The sequence below is a fragment of the Pseudomonas sp. GL_135 genome, assembly GCF_057834665.1.
Window position 1 is genome coordinate 3,986,556 of the sequence record NZ_CM174408.1, and the last position, 20,970, is coordinate 4,007,525.

A 20,970-nucleotide genomic window follows, 5' to 3' on the forward strand; every position below is an offset into this window, starting at 1 on the left:
CAACCGTCTTTGCCCTTGGGTCAGGTCATGCGAGAATGCGCGCTCTTTTTCCCTCCCCTTCCGATGGTTAATCACGCGTAATGACTGCAAAACTAATAGACGGCAAAGCGATCGCAGCCAACCTGCGCCAGCAGATCGCTCAACGAGTCGCCCAGCGTCGCGAGCAAGGCCTGCGCACGCCGGGCCTCGCGGTGATTCTGGTTGGCAGCGACCCGGCCTCTCAGGTTTACGTCTCGCACAAACGCAAAGACTGCGAAGAGGTCGGCTTCATCTCGCAGGCCTACGACCTGCCCAGTGAAACCACCCAGACCGAACTGACCGATCTGATCGATCGCCTCAACGACGATCCGGCCATCGACGGCATCCTGCTGCAACTGCCGCTGCCCGAGCATCTGGAATCTTCCAGCCTGCTGGAGCGCATCCGCCCGGATAAAGACGTCGACGGCTTCCACCCCTATAACGTGGGTCGTCTGGCCCAGCGCATTCCCCTGCTGCGGCCCTGCACACCCAAAGGCATCATGACCCTGCTGGAAAGCACCGGTGTCGATCTGTACGGCAAGGACGCTGTAGTGGTGGGCGCCTCCAACATTGTGGGTCGACCAATGGCGATGGAGCTGCTGCTGGCGGGCTGCACCGTGACCGTGACCCATCGTTTCACCCAGGATCTGGCCGGACACGTCGGGCGCGCCGATCTGGTGGTCGTGGCTGCCGGTAAGCCGGGCCTGGTCAAGGGCGAGTGGATCAAGGAAGGCGCGATCGTCATCGACGTCGGCATCAACCGTCAGGATGACGGCAAGCTGGTGGGCGATGTGGTGTACGACACCGCCGTGCCCCGCGCCGGCTGGATCACTCCGGTGCCAGGCGGCGTCGGCCCGATGACCCGCGCCTGCCTGCTGGAAAACACGCTGTACGCGGCTGAAACGCTGCACGGCTGATTTCCCAAGCCACGAGCCCCACAGCGCACACATGAAAAACGGCACCCAAGGGTGCCGTTTTTTTATGCGCCGAACGTAGAAACGTGCAGGTTACTTCTTCGCGGCTTCCCAGCTCTTCAAGAGGTCCGAGTAAGCGATGGTTTCGCCCTTCGGTTTCTCGTTGGCCAATTTGCGTTGTGGCGCGAGGAACGCACCGTTGCTCTTCTCGGCTTTGGTGTACCACTCTTCGGCCGAGGTTTCCGGGTTCATCTTCGGCGCGCAACCGCTTGGTTCCTGAACCTTGGAGCGCTCGATGCGGGTCATGATTGCATCCTGATCCTTGGCCAGACCGTCGAGGGCCGCTTGCGCGCTTTTCTCGCCGGTAACGGCTTCAGCGACGTGACTCCACCACAACTGAGCCAACTTCGGATAATCCGGAACGTTGGTGCCGGTTGGCGACCATTGCACACGGGCCGGGCTGCGGTAGAACTCGACCAGACCACCGAGTTTCGGCGCCAGGGCGGTCATCTCTTTAGAGTTGATGTCCGATTCACGAATCGGCGTCAGGCCCACGATGGTTTTCTTCAGCGAGACGGACTTCGACGTCACGAACTGCGCGTAGAGCCAGGCGGCCAGGCGTTTCTTCTCTTCGGTGGACTTGAGGAAGGTCCAGGAGCCCACGTCCTGATAACCCAGCTTCATGCCCTCTTTCCAGTAAGGACCTTTTGGCGATGGTGCCATCCGCCATTTCGGCGTGCCGTCGGCGTTCATGACCGGCAGACCCGGCTTGGTCATGTCAGCGGTGAAAGCGGTGTACCAGAATATCTGCTGCGCGACGTTACCCTGGGACGGCACCGGACCGGACTCGGAGAAGGTCATGCCTGCCGCTTCAGGCGGCGCGTAGGCCTTGAGCCAGTCGATGTACTTCTGAGTGGCGTACACAGCGGCCGGGCCGTTGGTGTCGCCGCCGCGGGTGATGCTCGAACCGACCGGGTGGCAGTCCTCTACGCGGATGCCCCACTCGTCGACCGGCAAGCCATTCGGCAAGCCTTTGTCGCCGCTGCCGGCCATGGAGAACCAGGCATCGGTGAAGCGCCAGCCCAGCGACGGGTCTTTTTTGCCGTAGTCCATGTGGCCATAGACTTTCTTGCCGTCGAGCTCTTTGACGTCTTCGCTGAAGAACTTGGCGATGTCTTCATACGCAGACCAGTTCACCGGCACGCCCAGCTCGTAGCCGTATTTGGCTTTGAACTTCTCTTTCAGATCAGGACGCTCGAACCAGTCAGCGCGGAACCAGTACAGGTTGGCAAATTGCTGGTCAGGCAGTTGGTAAAGCTTGCCGTCCGGCGCGGTGGTAAAGGACGTACCGATGAAGTCCTTGAGGTCAAGCGTCGGAGAAGTGACTTTCGCCCCTTCCGGGCTGGCCATCAGATCTGTCAGAGACATCGCCTTGCCGTAGCGGAAGTGCGTACCGATCAGATCGGAGTCGTTGACCCAGCCGTCGTAGATACTCTGGTTGGACTGCATGGCGGTCTGCAGTTTCTCGATCACGTCGCCTTCCTGCAGCAGGTCGTGGGTGACCTTGATGCCGGTGATTTCGGTGAACGCCTTGGCCAGGGTTTTGGATTCGTATTCATGGGTGGTCAAGGTTTCGGAAACCACCTTGATGTCCATGCCGCGGAACGGCTCGGCGGCCTTGATGAACCACTCCAGTTCCTTGAGCTTATCGGCATCGGAGAGCGTGCTCGGCTTGAACTCGCTGTCGGCCCATTTCTTCGCCGCATCCTCGTACTGATCGGCCCATGCCGACACGCTCAAGCCACTGAGCATCACCATCGTTGCTACCGTCACACTATGTCGCAGCTTGTTTTTCTTATTGAACATAGACACCTCTTGTGTTGAATCTTATGTGATCCCGCGTTTCAACCTTCGTCATTCGCTTGCAGCAGGGGGTACGTCTGCCACCTGCTGGCAAAACCTTTTCAACCCCAACGCATCACCACCAACAGCCAGACCAGGGATAACCCGGAGGCCACCCAGATATCCCAGCTCGTCGCGCCGATGACCAGCAGGTGCAGGTAAGCACTTCCGAGCAGGCCAATGAACAGACGATCGCCGCGCGTCGTGGCGATCGGCAGAAACCCACGCCGCTCAATGCTCGCCGAACGCAGTTCCCAGGCCGTCATCGCTACCAGGATCGCAGCGATGGACGCAAAGAAAATAGCAGTTGGCAGGGTCCAGGACATCCACTCCATTTTTCGACTCCTCAGACACGACCAAGAGCAAAGCCCTTGACCACGTGATTACGAACGAACCAGATCACCAGCATGCCCGGCAGAATGGTCAACACCCCCGCCGCCGCCAGTACCCCCCAATCGATCCCCGACGCTGAAACAGTGCGGGTCATGACCGCCGCGATCGGCTTGGCGTTGACCGAAGTCAGCGTCCGCGCCAGCAGCAACTCGACCCAGGAGAACATGAAGCAGAAGAACGCCGTCACACCGATGCCCGAGCCAATCAGCGGGATGAAAATCTTGCCGAAGAACTTGGGAAAGCTATAGCCGTCGATGTAGGCCGTTTCGTCAATCTCCTTGGGCACCCCGGACATGAAGCCTTCCAGAATCCACACCGCCAGCGGCACGTTGAACAGGCAATGCGCCAACGCTACCGCAATGTGCGTGTCGAACAGACCGATCGACGAATACAGCTGGAAGAACGGCAGCAGGAAAACCGCTGGTGGCGCCATGCGGTTGGTCAGGAGCCAGAAGAACAGGTGTTTGTCGCCGAGGAAACGATAGCGTGAAAACGCGTAGGCCGCAGGCAATGCGACGCTCAGCGATATCACCATATTCAGGCAGACGTAGTACAGCGAGTTGATGTAGCCGCTGTACCAGCTTTCGTCGGTGAAGATCACCTTGTAGTTCGCCAGCGTGAAGTCCTGTGGGAACAGGGTCAGGCCGCCGAGGATTTCGGTGTTGGTCTTGAACGACATGTTGACCAGCCAGTAGATCGGCACCAGCAGAAACAGCAGGTAGATCCACAGCGGTATGAGCTTTTTGAACGACACTTTCTCGCGCTTGTTCATGGGCGCTCCTCAGTTCTTTTCGCTGTGGGTCATGGCGGTGTAGAACACCCACGACACCAACAGAATGATCAGGAAATACACCAGCGAGAACGCCGCCGCAGGGCCCAGGTCGAACTGGCCGAGCGCCATGGTCGTCAGGGTCTGGCTGAGGAAGGTCGTCGAGTTGCCCGGACCGCCACCGGTGAGCACGAACGGCTCGGTGTAGATCATGAAGCTGTCCATGAAGCGCAGCATCACCGCGATCAGCAGCACGCTCTTCATCTTCGGTAGCTGGATGTGTCGGAACACCGCCCAGTTGGACGCCCGGTCAATTCGCGCGGCCTGGTAGTACACGTCCGGAATGGCGCGCAGACCCGAGTAGCACAGTAACGCCACCAGTGAGGTCCAGTGCCAGACGTCGATGACCAGCACGGTCACCCAGGCGTCCGACGCATTCGCTGCGTAGTTGTAGCTGATGCCCAGCACATCGTTGAGGACCCAGCCCAGCAGACCGATATCGCCACGGCCGAAGATCTGCCAGATGGTGCCGACCACGTTGAAGGGGATCAGCAGCGGAATGGTCATGACGATCAGGCACAGCGACGACCAGCGTCCCTTGGTCGGCATGGTCAGGGCGATGCCGATGCCCAGCGGGATTTCGATCAGCAGCACGCAGGCGGAGTAGATGAACTGGCGCAGCAGGGAGTCATGCAGGCGCGGGTCCTGCAGCACTTGCCGGAACCAGTCGGCGCCGACGAAGTAACGGCTGGACTGGTCGAAGATGTCCTGCACCGAATAGTTGACCACGGTCATCATCGGAATGATGGCGCTGAATGCCACCAGCAGGAACACCGGCAGCACCAGCCACCAGGCCTTGTTGTTTTGCACTTTAGTCATGGGACACCTCGCTGGCCGACAGTGTGTTCGTCGCGGCCTCCAGCAGAAATTCATCGGCGTAGAGCATCAGCCATTGCGCAGGGAAACTGACCCAGGCCTGGCCCTGAGGCACCGGCTTGTCTTCCTGCAGGCGTACTTTCAACAGCTGGCCAGCCAGCTTGAGGGTGAGGATCTTGTAGGTCCCCAGGTCCTCAACGTAGGTGACTTCAGCCTGCATGGCGTCATCCACCGGGCCGTCCCACACGTGCACGAACTCGGGACGAATACCGACTTTCAACGTGCTCCATTTAGTGACTGCCAAGCGCTGCTGCAAGGCGTCGGACAACGGCAGATGAATGCCACCAAAGCCCACCCCGCCGGCTTCAGGCTTGACCTCGATGAGGTTCATCCCGGGGCTGCCGATGAAGTAGCCGACAAAGGTGTGGTGCGGCTTTTCAAACAGTTCGCGCGGGGTGCCGAACTGGACGATCTGGCCGCCGTACATCACTGCAATCTTGTCGGCGAACGTCGACGCCTCCAGCTGATCGTGGGTGACGTAGACCATGGTGATGTTGAACTGCTCGTGAATCTGCTTGAGCTTGCGGCGCAGTTTCCACTTCAGGTGCGGGTCGATCACCGTCAGCGGTTCGTCGAACAGAATCGCCGACACGTCATCGCGAACCAGCCCGCGGCCCATGGAGACTTTCTGTTTTTCGTCAGCGGTGAGGCCTTTGGCTTTCTTCTTCAGCAACGGCTGCAGATCCAGCACGTCGGCGATTTCCTGCACCTTGATCTTTACTTTCGCTTCCGGCATGCCCTGATTGCGCAGCGGGAAGGCGAGGTTGTCATACACCGTCATGGTGTCGTAGACCACCGGGAACTGGAAAACCTGAGCGATGTTGCGCTCTTCCGGCGACATGTCGTTGACCACGGTGGTGTCGAACAGAACCTTGCCTTCGGACGGGCTGAGCAGGCCGGAGATGATATTGAGCAGGGTCGACTTGCCGCAGCCGGACGGGCCGAGCAAGGCATACGCGCCGCCCTGCTCCCATATGTGGGTCATTTCGCGGATGGCATAGTCTTCAGGGCCGGTCGGATTGGCGCTGTAGCTGTGCGCGAGTTGTTGCAAGCGGATCTCGGCCATCAGGCAACCCTCGCCATGCGCAGGCCCGGTGCCTGAATCAGGCCGCCCTGCTGATCGAATACGAACAGTTTGTGAGTCGGGATGTACACGCGGATCGGCGTGTCCACGTCGTACTCATGGACGCCCGGCAAATGCAGCACCAGCGAGAAATGCTCGTTGCGCACGTGCAGGAAGGTTTCCGAACCGCTGATCTCGGCGAGTTCGACGGTGACCGCCAACTCGAGGTCGTCGTCGTTGGACGGCACCAGACTCAGGTGGCTCGGGCGCACGCCAAAGCGGTACTCGCCGTCGCCGATGGTGCGCAGGTCGACGTTCAGCGGAAAGTGCACGAAGTTGGCAAAGCTCACTTCGTTGCCTTCGATGCGGCCTGGCATCAGGTTGATCGGCGGCTCGGAGAACAACTCGGCGGCCAGCACGGTTTTCGGCTGGTGATACACCTCGGGCGTACGGCCGCTCTGAATCACGCGACCTTCGTGCAGAATCGTGGTGGTCCCGCCCAGCGCCAGCGCTTCGTTCGGCTCGGTGGTGGCATAGATAGCGATGGTATTGCGCGTCTCGAACAGCTGGCGCATTTCCTGACGCAGCTCTTCGCGCAGCTTGTAGTCCAGATTGACCAGTGGCTCATCGAACAGGATCAGTTCGGCGTCCTTGACCAGTGCCCGCGCCATCGCCGTGCGCTGCTGCTGGCCGCCGGACAATTCGAGGGGGTGGCGGCTGAGGAATTTTTCGATGCGCAGCATCTTCGCGGTTTCGCGGACGCGGCGGTCGATTTCATCCTTCGACATCTTCGCCTGGCGCAGTGGCGAGGCGATGTTGTCGTAGACGGTCATGCTCGGATAGTTGATGAACTGCTGATACACCATGGAGACGTTGCGATGACGCACCGCGACCTGGGTGACATCCTTGCCATTCATCAGTACCCGGCCGCTGTCTGGCTTGTCCAGACCGGCCATCAAGCGCATCAGGCTGGTTTTGCCTGATAAGGTGCGCCCCAGCAATACGTTGAATGAGCCGGGTTCAAAGCTCAGCGAAGCATCGTCGATCCAGATCTGACCGTCGACGGCGCGGCTGACGTGCTCAAGCGTGAGAGACATGGCGTGCCCTTTTTATTTGTTTTGTTCGGGGTGTTGCGTGTGTGCCGTATGGCAGGTCGTGACATCCGTTGACCGATTGTGCTGACCGCTTGTTGGATAGCGACAATCGTGCCAACCGGCCTGCTCAGGCGCTTTCTGGCTGAAATGCGCGGACTAGAGCGGTTGCGACAATTTGCCGCAGATATCGGCATTCGTTGATGAACATAAATGAACAGGAAAGGCTGAACACCTGAACAAAATGAACATTGACTTTGAACAATCCTGAACAACAATGGGTGGACGTTTTCGAGCACGGATGCTCTGCCTAGCGGCATCTCGACAACAATAAATAAAAAGTACTCGGACGGAGCCATTTCATGGCCACAGCAGGCGCATCCCCCAGCCACGACACCATCATTCAGGACTCGTGGGCCCGTTGCCGCGAGTTCGGCCTCGACCACCAGTCACGGCCGTCCTTTGGCCGCCTGCCCGATCAGCAGGTTTCGCAACTGCTCGAGCGCCATCATTCACTGGTGCAGACCACCCATCAGCAGGTGCTGCCCTTCTACGAGAACATCCTGAGCAATTCCAATTGCCTGATTCTGCTCGCCGATCATCAGGGCCAAGTGCTCAATTCCTGGGGCAACAAGCGCTTCGTCGAGCCAGATCAACAACCGGGTTTCGTCGCCGGGGCCAGCTGGCTGGAGCAAAGCGCCGGCACCAATGCTATTGGTACGGCCCTGGCGTGTGAACAGGCTGTTCACATTGAACACGATGAACACTTTCTCAAGGCCAACCGTTTCATGACCGGGTCGGCGGCGCCGATTTTTGATGCGTCGCGGCGGATGATCGCAGTGCTCGATGTGTCCAGCGACAGCTTCCTGCCGCCCTCCCACACCCTTGGGATGGTCAAGATGATGGGCCAGACCATCGAAAACCGGTTGATCCTCGACCAATTTCAGCACAGCCATTTCCAGCTGGTGTTCAATACCGGCCTGAACAACCTCGACAGCCAGTGGGCCGGGCTGCTGGTGTTCGACGAAAGCGGCCGGGTGCTCTGTGCCAACCGCCGCGCCGACAACCTTTTGGGCGTCAGCCTGCTCAACGCCAACATCGAAAACCTGTTCAAGGCGCCGATCGCCGACCTGCTTGATCAACCGGAAGGCCAGCCTTTCCCGCTTCAGGCCTCTGGCCACAACCGTTTTCATTGCGTGCTGAAGCGGCCGAAGGCGCCGGTGCTCAAGCTCAGAACGGTACCGGTGCCAATTCCGGTGCAAGCACCGGTTGTGTCACGGTCGGTCACCGTTGGCGCCATTGAGCCAGGGCTGGGTGATGAGCGGGTTGAGAAAGCCGCGCGCCAAGGTCAGCGACTGCTGGAGAAGAACGTCCCGCTGTTGATCCTCGGCGAAACAGGCGTAGGCAAGGAAGTGTTCGTCAAGGCCCTGCACCGTGCCAGCTCCCGCGCCGATCAGCCCATGATTGCCGTGAACTGCGCGGCGATCCCGTCGGAACTGGTCGAGGCCGAGTTGTTTGGCTATGAAAAAGGCGCGTTCACCGGCGCCCACCATAAAGGCAGCATCGGGCTCATCCGCAAGGCCGACAAAGGCACGCTGTTCCTCGATGAAATCGGCGACATGCCGCTCCCGGTTCAGGCGCGCTTGCTGCGGGTGTTGCAGGAACGGTGCGTGCAGCCGGTGGGCAGCAGCGAGTTGTACCCGGTGGACATCCGGGTGATTTCCGCGACCCATTGTTCACTGCGCGAGCATGTGCAGAACGGGCGGTTTCGTCAGGATTTGTACTACCGCATCAGCGGCCTGAACCTGGAGTTGCCGCCGTTGCGGGATCGCAGCGACAAACCCGCGCTGGTGCGTGCCATTTGGGAGCAGCACCGCGAACCGCAGCAGACCGCGGGGTTTGAGCCGCAGGTGATGGAGTTGTTCGAACGGCACCCGTGGCCGGGGAACCTGCGGCAGTTGAGCAACGTGATTCAGGTGGCGTTGGCGCTCGCCGACGATCAGCCGATTTCCACCGAGCATCTGCCGGAAGACTTTTTTGCGGATCTGGCGATGGGCTGCGAGCGCGTCGAGCCCGAGACAGTGCTCAACCGCAAGGCTGCGCTGGATACGCCTGAGGAACTGAGCGAGTTGTTGCAGGCGGCAGGCGGGAATATCTCGCAGCTGGCGAAGCGGCTGGGGGTGAGCCGGAATACGCTGTACAAGCGACTGCGGGAACAGGGGTTTTGAAGTCTTAGATGGTTCCCACGCTCCGCATGGCAACCCGCCGATGACGCTCCGCGTCAAATTAGACGCGGAGCGTCAGACGAGGTATTCCCACGCAGAGCGTGGGAACGATCGCTGCAGATGTATCTACTGGCAGGTGACCTGTGGGAGCGCCACCCCGGTCACTCCCACATTAACCGTGTTTCCAGCGCGACGTCGTAGCGTCTGGACGGTCGATCAATCCGCCAAGCGCCAGGTGGTGCTGCCTTTGCTGTCTTCCAGCACCACGCCCATGGCGGTGAGTTGATCGCGGATGCGGTCGCCTTCAGCCCAGTTCTTGTCAGCGCGCGCCTGCAGGCGTGCGGCAATCAAGGCTTCGACTTCAGCGGCATCCACTCGCCCTTCGGCGCCGGCGCGCAGGAAGTCGTCGGCTTCCAGTTGCAACACACCCAGCACACTGGCCAGTTCCTTCAAGCGCGCCGCCAGACCTGCCGCTGCGTTGACATCGCTGTCGCGCAGACGGTTGATCTCGCGAACCATCTCAAACAGCACGGCGCACGCTTCAGGCGTGCCGAAGTCGTCGTTCATCGCCGCCGAAAAACGCTCGACGTACGCTTCACCACCCGCAGGCTCGGCAACCGGCAGGCCTTTGAGCGCATGATAGAACCGCTCCAGAGCGCCTTTGGATTCCTTCAGGCTGTCTTCGGAATAGTTGATCGCGCTGCGGTAGTGGCTCGAAACCAATAGATAACGCACCACTTCCGGGTGGTATTTATCCAGCACGTCGCGAATGGTGAAGAAGTTGTTCAAGGACTTGGACATCTTCTCGCCATTGATGCGGATCATGCCGCAGTGCAACCAGGCGTTGGCGTAGGTCTTGCCGGTCGCGGCTTCGCTCTGGGCAATCTCGTTTTCGTGGTGCGGGAATTCCAGATCGCTGCCGCCGCCATGGATGTCGAAGGTCTCACCCAGGCAGCAGGTGGACATCACCGAGCACTCGATGTGCCAGCCCGGACGCCCTGCGCCCCACGGCGATTCCCAGCTCGGCTCGCCCGGCTTGACGCCTTTCCACAGCACGAAATCCAGCGGGTCGTCCTTGGCTTCGTCAACCTCGATCCGCGCGCCGATGCGCAGGTCTTCGATCTTCTTGCGCGACAGCTTGCCGTAACCGAGGAATTTGCCGACGCGGTAATACACGTCGCCATTGCCCGGTGCGTAGGCATAGCCCTTGTCGATCAGGCGCTGGATCATGTCGTGCATGCCGCCGATGTAATCGGTGGCACGCGGCTCCATGTCCGGCTTGAGGATGTTCAGGCGCGCTTCGTCCTCGTGCATCGCGTCGATCATGCGCGCGGTCAGGGCATCGAACGCCTCACCGTTTTCACGGGCTCGGTTGATGATCTTGTCGTCGATGTCGGTGATGTTGCGCACGTAGGTCAGGTCGTAGCCGCTGAAACGCAGCCAGCGGGTCACGACATCGAACGCCACCATGCTGCGGCCGTGGCCCAGGTGGCAGTAGTCGTACACGGTCATCCCGCAGACGTACATGCGCACCTTGTTGCCGTTTAGCGGTTTGAAGACTTCTTTGCTCTTGCTGAGCGTGTTGTAGATAGAAAGCACGTTGCCTACCTTAGCTCCACGAATCGCGGAGCGTCACAGTCCGGTTAAAGACCGGATGACCGGGTTTCGAGTCCTTCAGATCCGCGCTGAAATAGCCTTCGCGTTCGAACTGGAAACGGTCTTCCGGCTGAGCGTCAGCCAATGACGGTTCAGCGCGACAACCGGTCAACACCTGCAAGGAGCCTGGGTTGATGTTGTCCAGGAAGGTCTTGCCCTCTTCTGCTTTCTCAGGGTTTGCCGACAGGAACAGACGGTCGTACAGACGCACTTCGCACTCGATGCTTTCCGCTGCCGGCACCCAGTGCACAACGCCTTTGACCTTGCGGCCTTCAGGGTTCTTGCCCAGGGTTTCCGGGTCGTAGGAGCAACGCAGCTCGACAATGTTGCCGTCGGCGTCTTTGATCGCTTCGTCGGCGCGAATCACGTAGCTTCCACGCAGGCGCACTTCGCCGTTGGGCTCCAGACGCTTGTAGCCTTTCGGCGGCTCTTCCATGAAGTCTTCACGGTCGATGTAGATCTCGCGGGAGAACGGCAGCTTGCGCACGCCGAGCTCTTCCTTCTGCGGATGGCGCGGCAGTTCGAGGTGGTCGACCTGGCCTTCCGGGTAATTGGTGATCACGACTTTCAGCGGACGCAGCACGCACATGGCGCGCGGGGCGTTGTGGTCCAGGTCCTGACGGATACTGAATTCCAACATGCCGAAATCGACCACGCCGTCGGAACGGTTGGTGCCGATCATTTCGCAGAAATTGCGGATCGACGCCGGGGTGTAACCGCGACGGCGGAAGCCCGAGAGCGTCGACATGCGCGGATCGTCCCAGCCATGCACGTGCTTTTCATCGACCAGTTGCTTGAGCTTGCGCTTGCTGGTGATGGTGTAGTTCAGGTTCAGGCGCGAGAACTCGTACTGGCGCGGTTTGCACGGCACCGGCAGGTTGTCGAGGAACCACTCGTAGAGCGGGCGATGGCTCTCGAATTCCAAAGTGCAGATCGAATGGGTGATGCCTTCGATGGCGTCCGATTGACCGTGGGTGAAATCGTAGATCGGGTAGATGCACCACTTATCACCGGTCTGGTGATGGTGGGCGTGACGAATGCGGTAGAGGATCGGATCGCGCAGGTTCATGTTCGGCGACGCCATGTCGATCTTGGCGCGCAGGACGCGGGCGCCGTCTTCGAACTCGCCGGCTTTCATGCGGCTGAACAGGTCGAGGTTTTCTTCGACGCTGCGATCGCGAAACGGGCTGTTCTTGCCCGGCTCGGTCAGGGTGCCGCGGTATTCGCGGGCCTGCTCGGGGGTCAGGTCATCGACATAGGCCTTGCCCGTCTCGATGAGATGGACCGCCCAGGCGTACAGCTGGTCGAAGTATTGCGAGGCATAACGCACTTCGCCGGACCACTCGAAGCCCAGCCATTTGACGTCGGCTTCGATGGCGTCGATGTATTCCTGGTCTTCCTTCGCCGGGTTGGTGTCGTCGAAGCGCAGATGCGTGACGCCGCCAAATTCCTGAGCCAGACCAAAGTTGACGCAGATCGACTTGGCATGACCGATGTGCAGGTAGCCGTTGGGCTCCGGCGGGAAGCGGGTCACGATCTGGGTGTGCTTGCCCGAATCCAGGTCTGCCTGCACGATGGGGCGCAGGAAGTTGGTTGGAATGGCAGGGCCTGCCTTTGAATTCGCAGCGGCATCTTGAGTGGGCTTGCTCATAGGATCCTTGTACGGGTCGCGGCCAGGAAGGCCGGTTAAATCAAAGCGCCTATCATAGCCGAAGCTGTCAAGCCCCTGACAGCGCGCTGTGACAAAACTGCCGAGATGGACGTGTACTCAGCGAGAACCGCCGGGGCAATCGCAACTACCCGAGCGACGGCGACCCTCTGTAAACTGCGCGCCTGGTGTGATCAAAGGAACAGGCCTCGCACCCCGATGGCCGACTGCTGCGATCACCGCCCCTCACCACAGACTTCAAAGAGCGAGCTGACCATGTCGAAAGTAAAGCTGACCACCAACCACGGTGAAATCGTTCTGCAACTGAACGCAGAGAAGGCGCCGCTCACCGTCGCCAACTTCATCGAATACGTCAAAGCAGGTCACTACGAAAACACCCTGTTTCACCGCGTGATCGGCAACTTCATGATCCAGGGCGGCGGCTTCGAACCGGGCATGAAAGAGAAGAAAGACAAGCGCCCGAGCATCCAGAACGAAGCCGACAACGGCCTGCCGAACAAGAAGTACTCAGTGGCCATGGCCCGCACCATGGAGCCCCATTCAGCCTCGGCGCAGTTCTTCATCAACGTTGCCGACAACGACTTCCTCAACCACAGCGCCAAGACCGTGCAGGGCTGGGGTTACGCGGTGTTCGCTGAAGTCATCGAAGGCACTGACGTGGTCGACAAGATCAAGGGCGTCGCCACCACGTCCAAGGCGGGTCATCAAGACGTGCCGGCTGACGACGTGATCATCGAGAAAGCCGAGATCGTTGAGTGATATTGCTGATCTCCGATCTGCACCTGGAGGAGGGACGCCCGGACATTACCCGGGCGTTTCTCGGTCTGCTGAATGGGCGCGCTCGTGGGGCCGAGTCGCTGTACATCCTCGGGGACTTTTTCGAGGCCTGGATTGGCGATGACGCCATGTCGCCCTTCCAGCGATCAATCTGCCAGGCGTTGCGCGTATTAAGCGACAGCGGCACGCGGGTGTTCCTGATGCATGGCAATCGCGACTTCATGATCGGCCAGGGATTTTGCAAGGCGGCGGGCTGCACGCTGCTCAAGGACCCGAGCGTCGTGAATTTCAACGGCGAACCGGTGCTGCTGATGCACGGCGACAGCCTGTGTACGCGGGACGAAGCCTACATGCGTATGCGCCGTTATCTGCGCCATCCGCTGACGCTGTGGGTGCTGCGGCATCTGCCGTTGAGCACCCGGCACAAGCTGGCCCGCAAGCTACGCAGCGAGAGCCGCGCGCAGACGCGGATGAAGGCCAACGACATTGTCGACGTCACGCCGGACGAAGTGCCGCGGGTGATGAACGAGTCTGGCGTTAAGACGCTGATCCACGGGCACACCCATCGGCCCGCGGTTCATCAGGTCGAGCTTGGCGGAACCACGGCGCAGCGCATCGTGCTGGGGGATTGGGATCGCGAGGGGTGGTTGCTGCAGATCGATGGATCGGGCTTTCATCTGGAGTCGTTTGCGTTTGAGTCCTGACCAGATCACCGGTGCGTCAGAAGTGAACACCGATGATCGTCGAACGCAGAACCTGTGGGAGCGAGCTTGCTCGCGAAGGCTTACTTTCTGACATCAGAGAAAGTGGCTGAATGTCCCGGCCTCTTCGTGAGCAAGCTCACTCCCACAAGTATCGTGTTTGACGCCGACAGCGCGGCGTCAATCAATGCCCTCCCCCAGGCGCCGCCTTCGCGGTAAACGGCGGCTTGGCCAGCCAGATGATCAGGATCAGCGACAGGAAGATCCAACCCATCATGTAGAAATAGTCCACCGTGGACATCATGTAGGCCTGACTGGTCACCATCGAATCGAGCTGTGCATACGCCTGATTGCTCGCCCCGCCCAGGGTCTCCAGCGCATGCCGCGTTGTCGGCTCGTAGGCGTTCACGTTTTCGCTCAAATACGCATGATGCTGATTGGCGCGGCGGATCCAGATCCAGGTGGTCAACGACGCTGCGAAGCTGCCGCCCAGGTTACGCAGGAACGTCGCCAGCCCCGAGCCGTCGGCAATCTGCGACGGCGGCAGGTCCGACAGCAGGATGCTCAAGGTCGGCATGAAGAACAGCGCAACGCCCGCCCCCATGAACAACTGCACCAGCGCGATGTGGGTGAAATCCACCTGACTGGTGAAATCCGCACGCATGAAGCAGCTCAGGCCGATCGCCAGAAACGCCAGACCGGCCAACAGACGCAAGTCGAACTTATGCGCGTAACGTCCCACAAAGGGCGACATCAGCACTGGCAGCACGCCCAGTGGCGCCACCGCCAGCCCTGCATAGGTCGCCGTGTAACCCATCTGCGTTTGCAGCCACTGCGGCAGGATCAGGTTGATCCCGAAGAACCCCGCATAGCCCGCCACCAGACAGATCGTCCCGTAGCGAAAGTTGCGGAACGCAAACAGCCGCAGGTTGACCACGGGATGGTCATCGGTCATTTCCCAGATGACAAATGCCGCCAGGCCAATCGCCGAAATCGCCGAACCGATAATGATGAAATTCGACTCGAACCAGTCCAGGTCGTTGCCTTTGTCGAGCACGATCTGCAACGCGCCCACGCCGATGATCAGCGTGATAAGCCCCACGTAGTCCATGGGCTGGCGACTGGTGCTGACCGGTCGCGTGGCCATCTGCTGACGCACCACGAACGCCGCGAACAGACCGATCGGCACGTTGATGAAAAAGATCCACGGCCAGCTGTAACTGTCGGTGATCCAGCCGCCGAGAATCGGCCCGGCAATCGGCGCCACAACCGTCACCATCGCCAGCAATGCCAATGCCATCCCCCGTTTCGCAGGAGGATATACGGCAATCAGGAGCGTCTGTGTCATCGGGTACAACGGCCCGGCGACCATGCCCTGCAGTACCCGAAAGCCCACCAGCTCAGGCATCGAGGTGGAAATGCCGCAGAGGAACGAGGCAGTCACGAACAGCAACGTCGCCCACAGAAACAGCTTCACTTCACCGAAGCGTCGGCTGAGCCAGCCGGTCAGCGGCAGCGCGATGGCGTTACTGACCGCGAACGAGGTGATGACCCAGGTGCCCTGCTCGGAACTCACGCCGAGGTTGCCGGAAATGGTCGGCAAGGCCACGTTGGCGATGGTCGTGTCGAGCACTTGCATGAAAGTCGCCAGCGACAGGCCTATGGTGGTCAGCAACAGGCTTGGCGGCGTGAAAGAAGCGGGAGCGTTATTACTCATCGCGAATCCTTTGACACTCGAAGATCACCCCGGCCTGTACACACAGGCCGGGGCAGATGGATTGGCGAATCAGCGCAGGGCCGTCTTGCCGCTGGTTGACGCGCTGTTCTCATGGATCACGCGGGCAATCATCGTGTCGGCGTCGGCCAGTTGTTTGGCGTAGACATCGGTGGTGAACAGCGGCTGCTTCGGCGGTTGCTGCGCCAGCACCGGACCGCTCTGGTCGTGCAGGTTGACGTCAACGGTGGTCGACAGGCCGATGCGCAGCGGGTGCTTGGCCAGTTCGTCGGCGTTGATGTGAATCCGCACCGGCACACGCTGGACGATCTTGATCCAGTTACCGGTGGCGTTCTGCGCGGGCAGCAACGCAAACGCACTGCCGGTACCGGCGCCGACGCTGTCCACGGTGCCGCTGTATTTGATGTCGCCGCCGTACAGGTCTGCTTCAATGTCCACCGGCTGGCCGATGCGCATCTGGCCCAGCTGGGTTTCCTTGAAGTTGGCGTCGATCCACAGCTGGTCGAGGGGAATCACCGCCATCAGCGCAGTGCCCGGCTGAACCCGCTGGCCCAACTGCACGGTGCGCTTGGCGACGTAACCGGTGACCGGCGCAATCAGCGTACTGCGCGCGTTGCTCAGGTAGGCCTGGCGCAGTTGCGCAGCCGCCGATTTGACGTCCGGGTGCGAGGAAACCTGGGTGTCGTCCACCAGCGCGGTGCTGGTTGCCAACTGCTGCTGAATGTTGGTCAACGCGTTCTGCGCGGTGGTCAGGTCATCCTTGGCGTGGGACAGCTCTTCCTGGGAAATCGCCCCGCCCGCCGCCAGACTGCGACGACGGTTGTAGTTGTCCTGGGCTCTCTGCACTTCGGCGCGCTGGGCCGCCAGTTGCGCTTTCATGCCGTCGACGTTGCTGTACAAACCACGCACCTGACGCACCACTTTGGCCAGATTGGCTTCGGCACTTTGCAGCGCCACTTCGGCGTCGTTCGGGTCGAACTGGACGAGCACCTGACCTTCACGCACCAGGTCGCCGTCGTCAGCGCCTATGCTTACCACGGTGCCGGTGACTTGCGGGGTGATCTCCACGACGTTGCCGTTCACATAGGCGTCGTCGGTGCTCTCGCTCCAGCGACCATACATTTCGTACCAGGCCCAGACGCCAATCACGCCGAGCACCACGATCAGCAGCAAGCCGAGCAGCAGCAACTTGCGCTTGCGCGGGTTCTTGGTCGGTGTGGTCTGCTCGGCGCCCTTCTCGGCGGGTTTGCCGGCTGGCTTGTCAGCGGCCTTGTCGGGCGCCGAAGCGTTGACATCCTTTTGTTCGTTTTCAGCGTTATTGTCGGTAGTGGCAGTGGCCATGACGATTACCTTAATGAGTCAGCGAAGCAGTTGACGGGACGACCGGGGCGGCGTTTTCGCCGGACTTGCTTTCTTCGAAGCCTCCCCCGAGGGCCTGCATCAACTGGATCGAAAGATCGATTCGTTCCGCGTTGAGATCAGCCTGTTGGCGTTGCGATTGCAGCAGTTGTTGCTCGACGCTCAGCACGTCCAGGTAATTACCGATGCCGGATGAGTAGCGCTGAACGACGGTGTCGTAGGATTTCTGAATCACGTCGGTCGCCTGCTGGCGGGCCTCGATCTGGCGACGGATGTCGCGCAACTGGCCAATGCCATCACTGACATCCCCCAGCGCCCGGACCAGCGTCTTGTTGTATTGCGCCACGGCGAGGTCGTAGTCGGCGTCCCGCGCATCAAGGTCGGCACGGCGACGGCCGCCGTCGAAGATCGGCAGCGACACCGTCGGCGCCACGTTGAAGAAGCGACTGGCCGAGCCGAACATCGCATCACCCAGCAGCGACTCCGCCCCTGCCGAGGCGCTCAGGTTGAGGTTCGGGTAGAAGTTGGTCTTGCTGACGTCGATGTTCTTGCTCGCTGCTTCAACCCGCCAGCGCGCGGCGACCAGATCCGGGCGACGGCCCAGCAATTCCGCAGGCACCACCGACGGCAAGGCCACCGCAGCGGGTTGCAACACGGCGGGTCGGCTCAACTTTTCGCCGCGGTCCGGGCCTTTGCCCATGAGCACGGCCAGTTGGATCCTGGCGCTGCGCAGGTTCTTTTCGGCGTCCGCCAGCGACTCGCGGGAGTTGGCTTCAAGGCTCTGGGTCTGCTCGTACTGGTACTCGCTGTCGATGCCCGACTTAAAGCGCCGCGAGCCGAGGTCCAGCAATTGACTTGTGCGCTTGAGGTCTTCGGCCGCCAGATCGCGGACGATATAGGCCTGGCCCAGGTCGCTGTAGGCACGGGCAACGTCGGCAGCGAGGGTCAGCTGCGCCGCTTGCTGATCGACTTCGCTGGCACGGGCCTGGCCCAATGCCGCTTCCCAGGCAGCGCGCTGGCCGCCCCACAGATCGAAGTTGTAATTAAAGCCGGCGCTCAGGCTGCGCAAAGTGCTGTAGCGACCGCCGGCCCCGGTCGGGTCCTGATCCCGGGCCAGACGGGAGCGGCTGATGCTGGCATCGGCATCGACGGTCGGCATGCGTTCGGCGTCGGCGGCGTACGCCTGGGCATTGGCCTGATGGGTGCGGGCAGCGGCGATCTGCATGTCCGGGCTGTCGCGCAGCGCTTCGGTGATCAGGCTGTTGAGCTGCGGATCGCCGAGGCTGGTCCACCAGTCGCGCTTCGGCCAGGCCGCGGGCGACAGGGTGATGCCGTTGAGGCTCTGGGCCGCCTGCAGCGTGTTGGCATCAATGCCGACGCCTTCGGTTTTCAGGCCTTTGGAACTGGCGCAACCGGCCAGCACGAGTGCCACGACTATCAGGCTCAGGGACGTGCGCAGGGTCGAGCCCCGCTGAATGTGAGTGCTCATCGTTCGGCGATCCGGGCAATCGTGATGGGGTCGCCCGAGGCAACCAGAATTTTTGTCAGAATCTTTTCCAGTGCCAGCAGCTCGCTGTCTTCCAGCACGCCGACCATTTCGTTCATCGCGTGTGCGCCGATTTCCGGCAACAGGTCAGAGAGCGCCTTGCCTTCATCGGTCAGCACTAACTGCACCTGGCGTCGATCGGATTCCGAGCGCGCGCGGGACAGCAGGTTTTTCTGTTCAAGGCGATCAAGCATGCGGGTCATCGAGCCACTGTCCAGGTTCAACATGCGACAGATGTCAGCCGGGGTCTCGGCGCAGAAACGCGCGATCATCACCAGCACTTTGAACTGCTGCGCGGTGACGCCATGGGGCTCGAGATGCCGGTCGAGGATGCGGTTTTTCAGCTGTTCAGTCCGGCCCAGCAACATGCCCAGCAGACTGTCGTGAAAGTTTTCGGGAGTGAAATGCGCCATTGATAGCCAACCATTATCTGCTTAGGCAGTGAATGGGGCGGATCTTACTGCCTAGGCAGTGAACACACAATGAAACAATATTTAAGGTGCACGAAATCGGACGAACGTGATTCGCCTGCTGACGCGGAGGCTTTGATGATGTGGGGATCTAACGCATCTAATGCGGATGGGAAACTGTGGAAGTGAGCTTGCTCGCGAAGTGGTACGTACATCCGCTAGATATTCAGCGGATGTAACGCCGTCTTCGTGAGCAAGCTCACTCCCACATGGACGTTGATTGCTGCCGACAGCGCGGCGCCTGAATTATGAGGAGGCGTCTGAAATGACGCGTTAACCAAAGACGATTTAAAGGGCCGGCACGCCGCTGTGAAAGCGGAAGTCTTCGTCCGGGCTCAAGATCAGCTCGCGCTCGGCCTGGCGGATTTCTTCGATCTTGGCGTCGACGTCCGCTTCAGTCCCGTAGGTGTAGGCGAGCTTCAGGTAATCCTGAAAATGCCGGGCTTCGGACTTGAGCAGGCTGGCGTAGAACTTCGACAGGTCTTCATCCAGATGCGGCACCAGCGCAGCGAAGCGTTCGCAAGATCGCGCTTCGACGATGGCGCCGACGATCAGCGCGTCGGTCAGTCGGTAGGGGTTGTGAGTGCGAACGAGTTTGCGCAGCGAACCGGCATAGCGCGCTGAACTGATGTTAGCCATCGGGATGTTGCGCTTCTTGATGATGCCGATCACCTGCTCGAAGTGACGCAGCTCTTCGCGCGCCAACCGCGACATCTTTGCCAGCAGATCGAACTTGTCGTTGTACTGGAACATGAACTGAAACGCCGCACCGGCGGCCTTCTTTTCATTGTTGGCGTGATCGATCAGCAGGATATCCAGATTCTGCAAGGCGGCCTGAACCCAGCTGTCGGGCGTGGGGCAAAGCAGGAAGGCGTCGATTTCTGGATAAATCTGCATGGGTTCACGGATGGCTGGCTGGGCAAGGCGCAGCATTATACGGAGCCTGACCGGCAGAGCCAGCCTGCGCAGATGAAAAGCGCAGGATTTACCGCAGGCGCCTGAGCGTCACGCCGCTGTCAGACCGCGCCCATCGCATCCTTGAGGAAGCTGGGCGCGATGTAGCGTTCATAGTGCGCTTCGGACAGCAGGAAGAATTCCCGATCAATGGCATCGCGCAGTTCAGGCAGCGACCAGTCGCGAAACTCCGGCAGCAGCACCATGCCGTAGGCGTCCAGCTGGTTGATCACCCGCGCGCCCCGGGCGATCAACTGATACGCCCAGCAATATTCCGACTGATGGGGAACGAAGCGAATCTTGCGCTGCTCCAGTTGCGCCCGCAGCCTGGCCGGGTCGAACACCTCGACTTTCCCCGCCATCACTTGCACCAGCAGCTGTTCAAGGCGCAGCCAGACGGCACGCTTTGCATCCTCGTCGTAGCCGTTCCAGTGGATCACTTCGTGGTGAAAGCGCTTGCATCCCCGGCACACGAGGTCGCCGTAGACGGTGGAGCACAGGCCCACGCAGGGCGTCTTGATGATTTGATTGGGCATGGCAAGGGAACACGACGGCGAACGAAACAAGCCGGCATGTTAGCCCTTTGTCTAACGAGGTACACCCTTCAACCTGTAGGGGCTAACTTACCTTCAGCGGTTTTTTACCGTAGAATCACCGGGCCTTTTAAGGCGCCAATGTCCGTTGGAAGCTGTTTTCAAAGCGTCACGAGCACAGTCAGGGCTTTTTACCCTCGTAGAGAGCCCAACCCCGCAGTCCGGTTTAACGCAGGTTCGCCCTGCGTTCCCCTCCCAA

General features: G+C 60.4%; 18 protein-coding genes. 4 read left to right on the top strand and 14 right to left on the bottom strand.

The window, feature by feature from the left end; genetic code table 11:
• Nucleotides 1-80 precede the first annotated feature (80 nt).
• Nucleotides 81-935 (top strand): bifunctional methylenetetrahydrofolate dehydrogenase/methenyltetrahydrofolate cyclohydrolase FolD, encoded by an 855-nt coding sequence (folD, locus tag AC3ISG_RS17780; RefSeq protein ID WP_489297584.1) that lies wholly within the window; start codon nucleotides 81-83, stop codon nucleotides 933-935.
• A 90-nt stretch (nucleotides 936-1,025) separates the two neighbouring features.
• On the opposite strand, the gene AC3ISG_RS17785 is transcribed toward folD, so the two are convergent.
• The 6 genes from AC3ISG_RS17785 to AC3ISG_RS17810 all read right to left on the bottom strand — a co-directional run bounded on the left by AC3ISG_RS17785 (nucleotide 1,026) and on the right by AC3ISG_RS17810 (nucleotide 7,092).
• Nucleotides 1,026-2,798 (bottom strand): ABC transporter substrate-binding protein, encoded by a 1,773-nt coding sequence (locus AC3ISG_RS17785; protein WP_489297585.1) that lies wholly within the window; start codon nucleotides 2,796-2,798, stop codon nucleotides 1,026-1,028.
• A gap of 98 nt (nucleotides 2,799-2,896) precedes the next feature.
• Entirely contained in the window at nucleotides 2,897-3,169 is a 273-nt protein-coding gene (locus AC3ISG_RS17790; RefSeq protein ID WP_065986436.1) for a DUF2160 domain-containing protein, read from the bottom strand.
• An 11-nt stretch (nucleotides 3,170-3,180) separates the two neighbouring features.
• Entirely contained in the window at nucleotides 3,181-3,981 is an 801-nt protein-coding gene (locus AC3ISG_RS17795) for a carbohydrate ABC transporter permease (RefSeq protein WP_074892149.1), read from the bottom strand.
• A gap of 27 nt (nucleotides 3,982-4,008) precedes the next feature.
• Nucleotides 4,009-4,875, bottom strand: coding sequence for a carbohydrate ABC transporter permease (locus tag AC3ISG_RS17800; RefSeq protein ID WP_065986434.1), 867 nt, complete (start codon nucleotides 4,873-4,875; stop codon nucleotides 4,009-4,011).
• Entirely contained in the window at nucleotides 4,868-5,998 is a 1,131-nt protein-coding gene (locus AC3ISG_RS17805) for an ABC transporter ATP-binding protein (protein WP_489297586.1), read from the bottom strand. The genes AC3ISG_RS17800 and AC3ISG_RS17805 overlap by 8 nt, the downstream gene beginning before the upstream one ends.
• Complete coding sequence (locus AC3ISG_RS17810) at nucleotides 5,998-7,092, bottom strand: ABC transporter ATP-binding protein (protein WP_074892082.1); 1,095 nt, start codon at nucleotides 7,090-7,092, stop codon at nucleotides 5,998-6,000. Before AC3ISG_RS17810 ends, AC3ISG_RS17805 begins: the two co-directional genes overlap by 1 nt.
• 356 nt (nucleotides 7,093-7,448) lie before the next feature.
• Here AC3ISG_RS17810 and AC3ISG_RS17815 point away from each other — a divergent pair, with 356 nt between their 5' ends.
• Nucleotides 7,449-9,314 (top strand): sigma-54-dependent Fis family transcriptional regulator, encoded by a 1,866-nt coding sequence (locus AC3ISG_RS17815; RefSeq protein ID WP_108121396.1) that lies wholly within the window; start codon nucleotides 7,449-7,451, stop codon nucleotides 9,312-9,314.
• Between the two features lie 213 nt (nucleotides 9,315-9,527).
• Here AC3ISG_RS17815 and cysS read toward each other — a convergent pair whose 3' ends face one another.
• Entirely contained in the window at nucleotides 9,528-10,910 is a 1,383-nt protein-coding gene (gene cysS, locus AC3ISG_RS17820; RefSeq protein WP_489297587.1) for a cysteine--tRNA ligase, read from the bottom strand.
• Nucleotides 10,911-10,920: 10 nt separating this feature from the next.
• Nucleotides 10,921-12,618 (bottom strand): glutamine--tRNA ligase/YqeY domain fusion protein, encoded by a 1,698-nt coding sequence (locus AC3ISG_RS17825; RefSeq protein WP_074892090.1) that lies wholly within the window; start codon nucleotides 12,616-12,618, stop codon nucleotides 10,921-10,923.
• Nucleotides 12,619-12,891: 273 nt separating this feature from the next.
• On the opposite strand from AC3ISG_RS17825, the gene AC3ISG_RS17830 reads away from it, so the two are divergent.
• Together AC3ISG_RS17830 and AC3ISG_RS17835 are read left to right on the top strand one after the other, a co-directional pair.
• Nucleotides 12,892-13,395 (top strand): peptidylprolyl isomerase, encoded by a 504-nt coding sequence (locus AC3ISG_RS17830; protein ID WP_489297588.1) that lies wholly within the window; start codon nucleotides 12,892-12,894, stop codon nucleotides 13,393-13,395.
• The gene (locus AC3ISG_RS17835) at nucleotides 13,392-14,117 is read left to right on the top strand and encodes a UDP-2,3-diacylglucosamine diphosphatase (RefSeq protein ID WP_272630982.1); all 726 of its coding nucleotides are present in this window, start codon (nucleotides 13,392-13,394) and stop codon (nucleotides 14,115-14,117) included. Before AC3ISG_RS17830 ends, AC3ISG_RS17835 begins: the two co-directional genes overlap by 4 nt.
• A 181-nt stretch (nucleotides 14,118-14,298) precedes the next feature.
• Here AC3ISG_RS17835 and AC3ISG_RS17840 read toward each other — a convergent pair whose 3' ends face one another.
• The 6 genes from AC3ISG_RS17840 to AC3ISG_RS17865 form a co-directional block, all read right to left on the bottom strand.
• Nucleotides 14,299-15,831 carry a DHA2 family efflux MFS transporter permease subunit gene (locus AC3ISG_RS17840; RefSeq protein WP_122624737.1) on the bottom strand — a complete coding sequence of 511 codons (1,533 nt, stop codon included), beginning with the start codon at nucleotides 15,829-15,831 and terminating at the stop codon, nucleotides 14,299-14,301.
• 69 nt (nucleotides 15,832-15,900) lie between these two features.
• A complete protein-coding gene (locus tag AC3ISG_RS17845) occupies nucleotides 15,901-17,190 on the bottom strand; it encodes an HlyD/EmrA/EmrK family protein (protein ID WP_122537603.1) in 1,290 nt (429 codons plus the stop codon).
• 10 nt (nucleotides 17,191-17,200) lie between these two features.
• Nucleotides 17,201-18,697: an efflux transporter outer membrane subunit gene (locus AC3ISG_RS17850; RefSeq protein WP_122537602.1), complete on the bottom strand. Its 1,497-nt coding sequence runs from the start codon at nucleotides 18,695-18,697 to the stop codon at nucleotides 17,201-17,203.
• Nucleotides 18,694-19,167, bottom strand: coding sequence for a MarR family winged helix-turn-helix transcriptional regulator (locus AC3ISG_RS17855; protein WP_065986418.1), 474 nt, complete (start codon nucleotides 19,165-19,167; stop codon nucleotides 18,694-18,696). The genes AC3ISG_RS17850 and AC3ISG_RS17855 overlap by 4 nt, the downstream gene beginning before the upstream one ends.
• 345 nt (nucleotides 19,168-19,512) lie before the next feature.
• Nucleotides 19,513-20,121, bottom strand: coding sequence for a MiaE family protein (locus AC3ISG_RS17860; RefSeq protein ID WP_205487635.1), 609 nt, complete (start codon nucleotides 20,119-20,121; stop codon nucleotides 19,513-19,515).
• A 119-nt stretch (nucleotides 20,122-20,240) separates the two neighbouring features.
• Nucleotides 20,241-20,714, bottom strand: coding sequence for a DUF1289 domain-containing protein (locus tag AC3ISG_RS17865; protein WP_489297589.1), 474 nt, complete (start codon nucleotides 20,712-20,714; stop codon nucleotides 20,241-20,243).
• Nucleotides 20,715-20,970 lie beyond the last annotated feature (256 nt).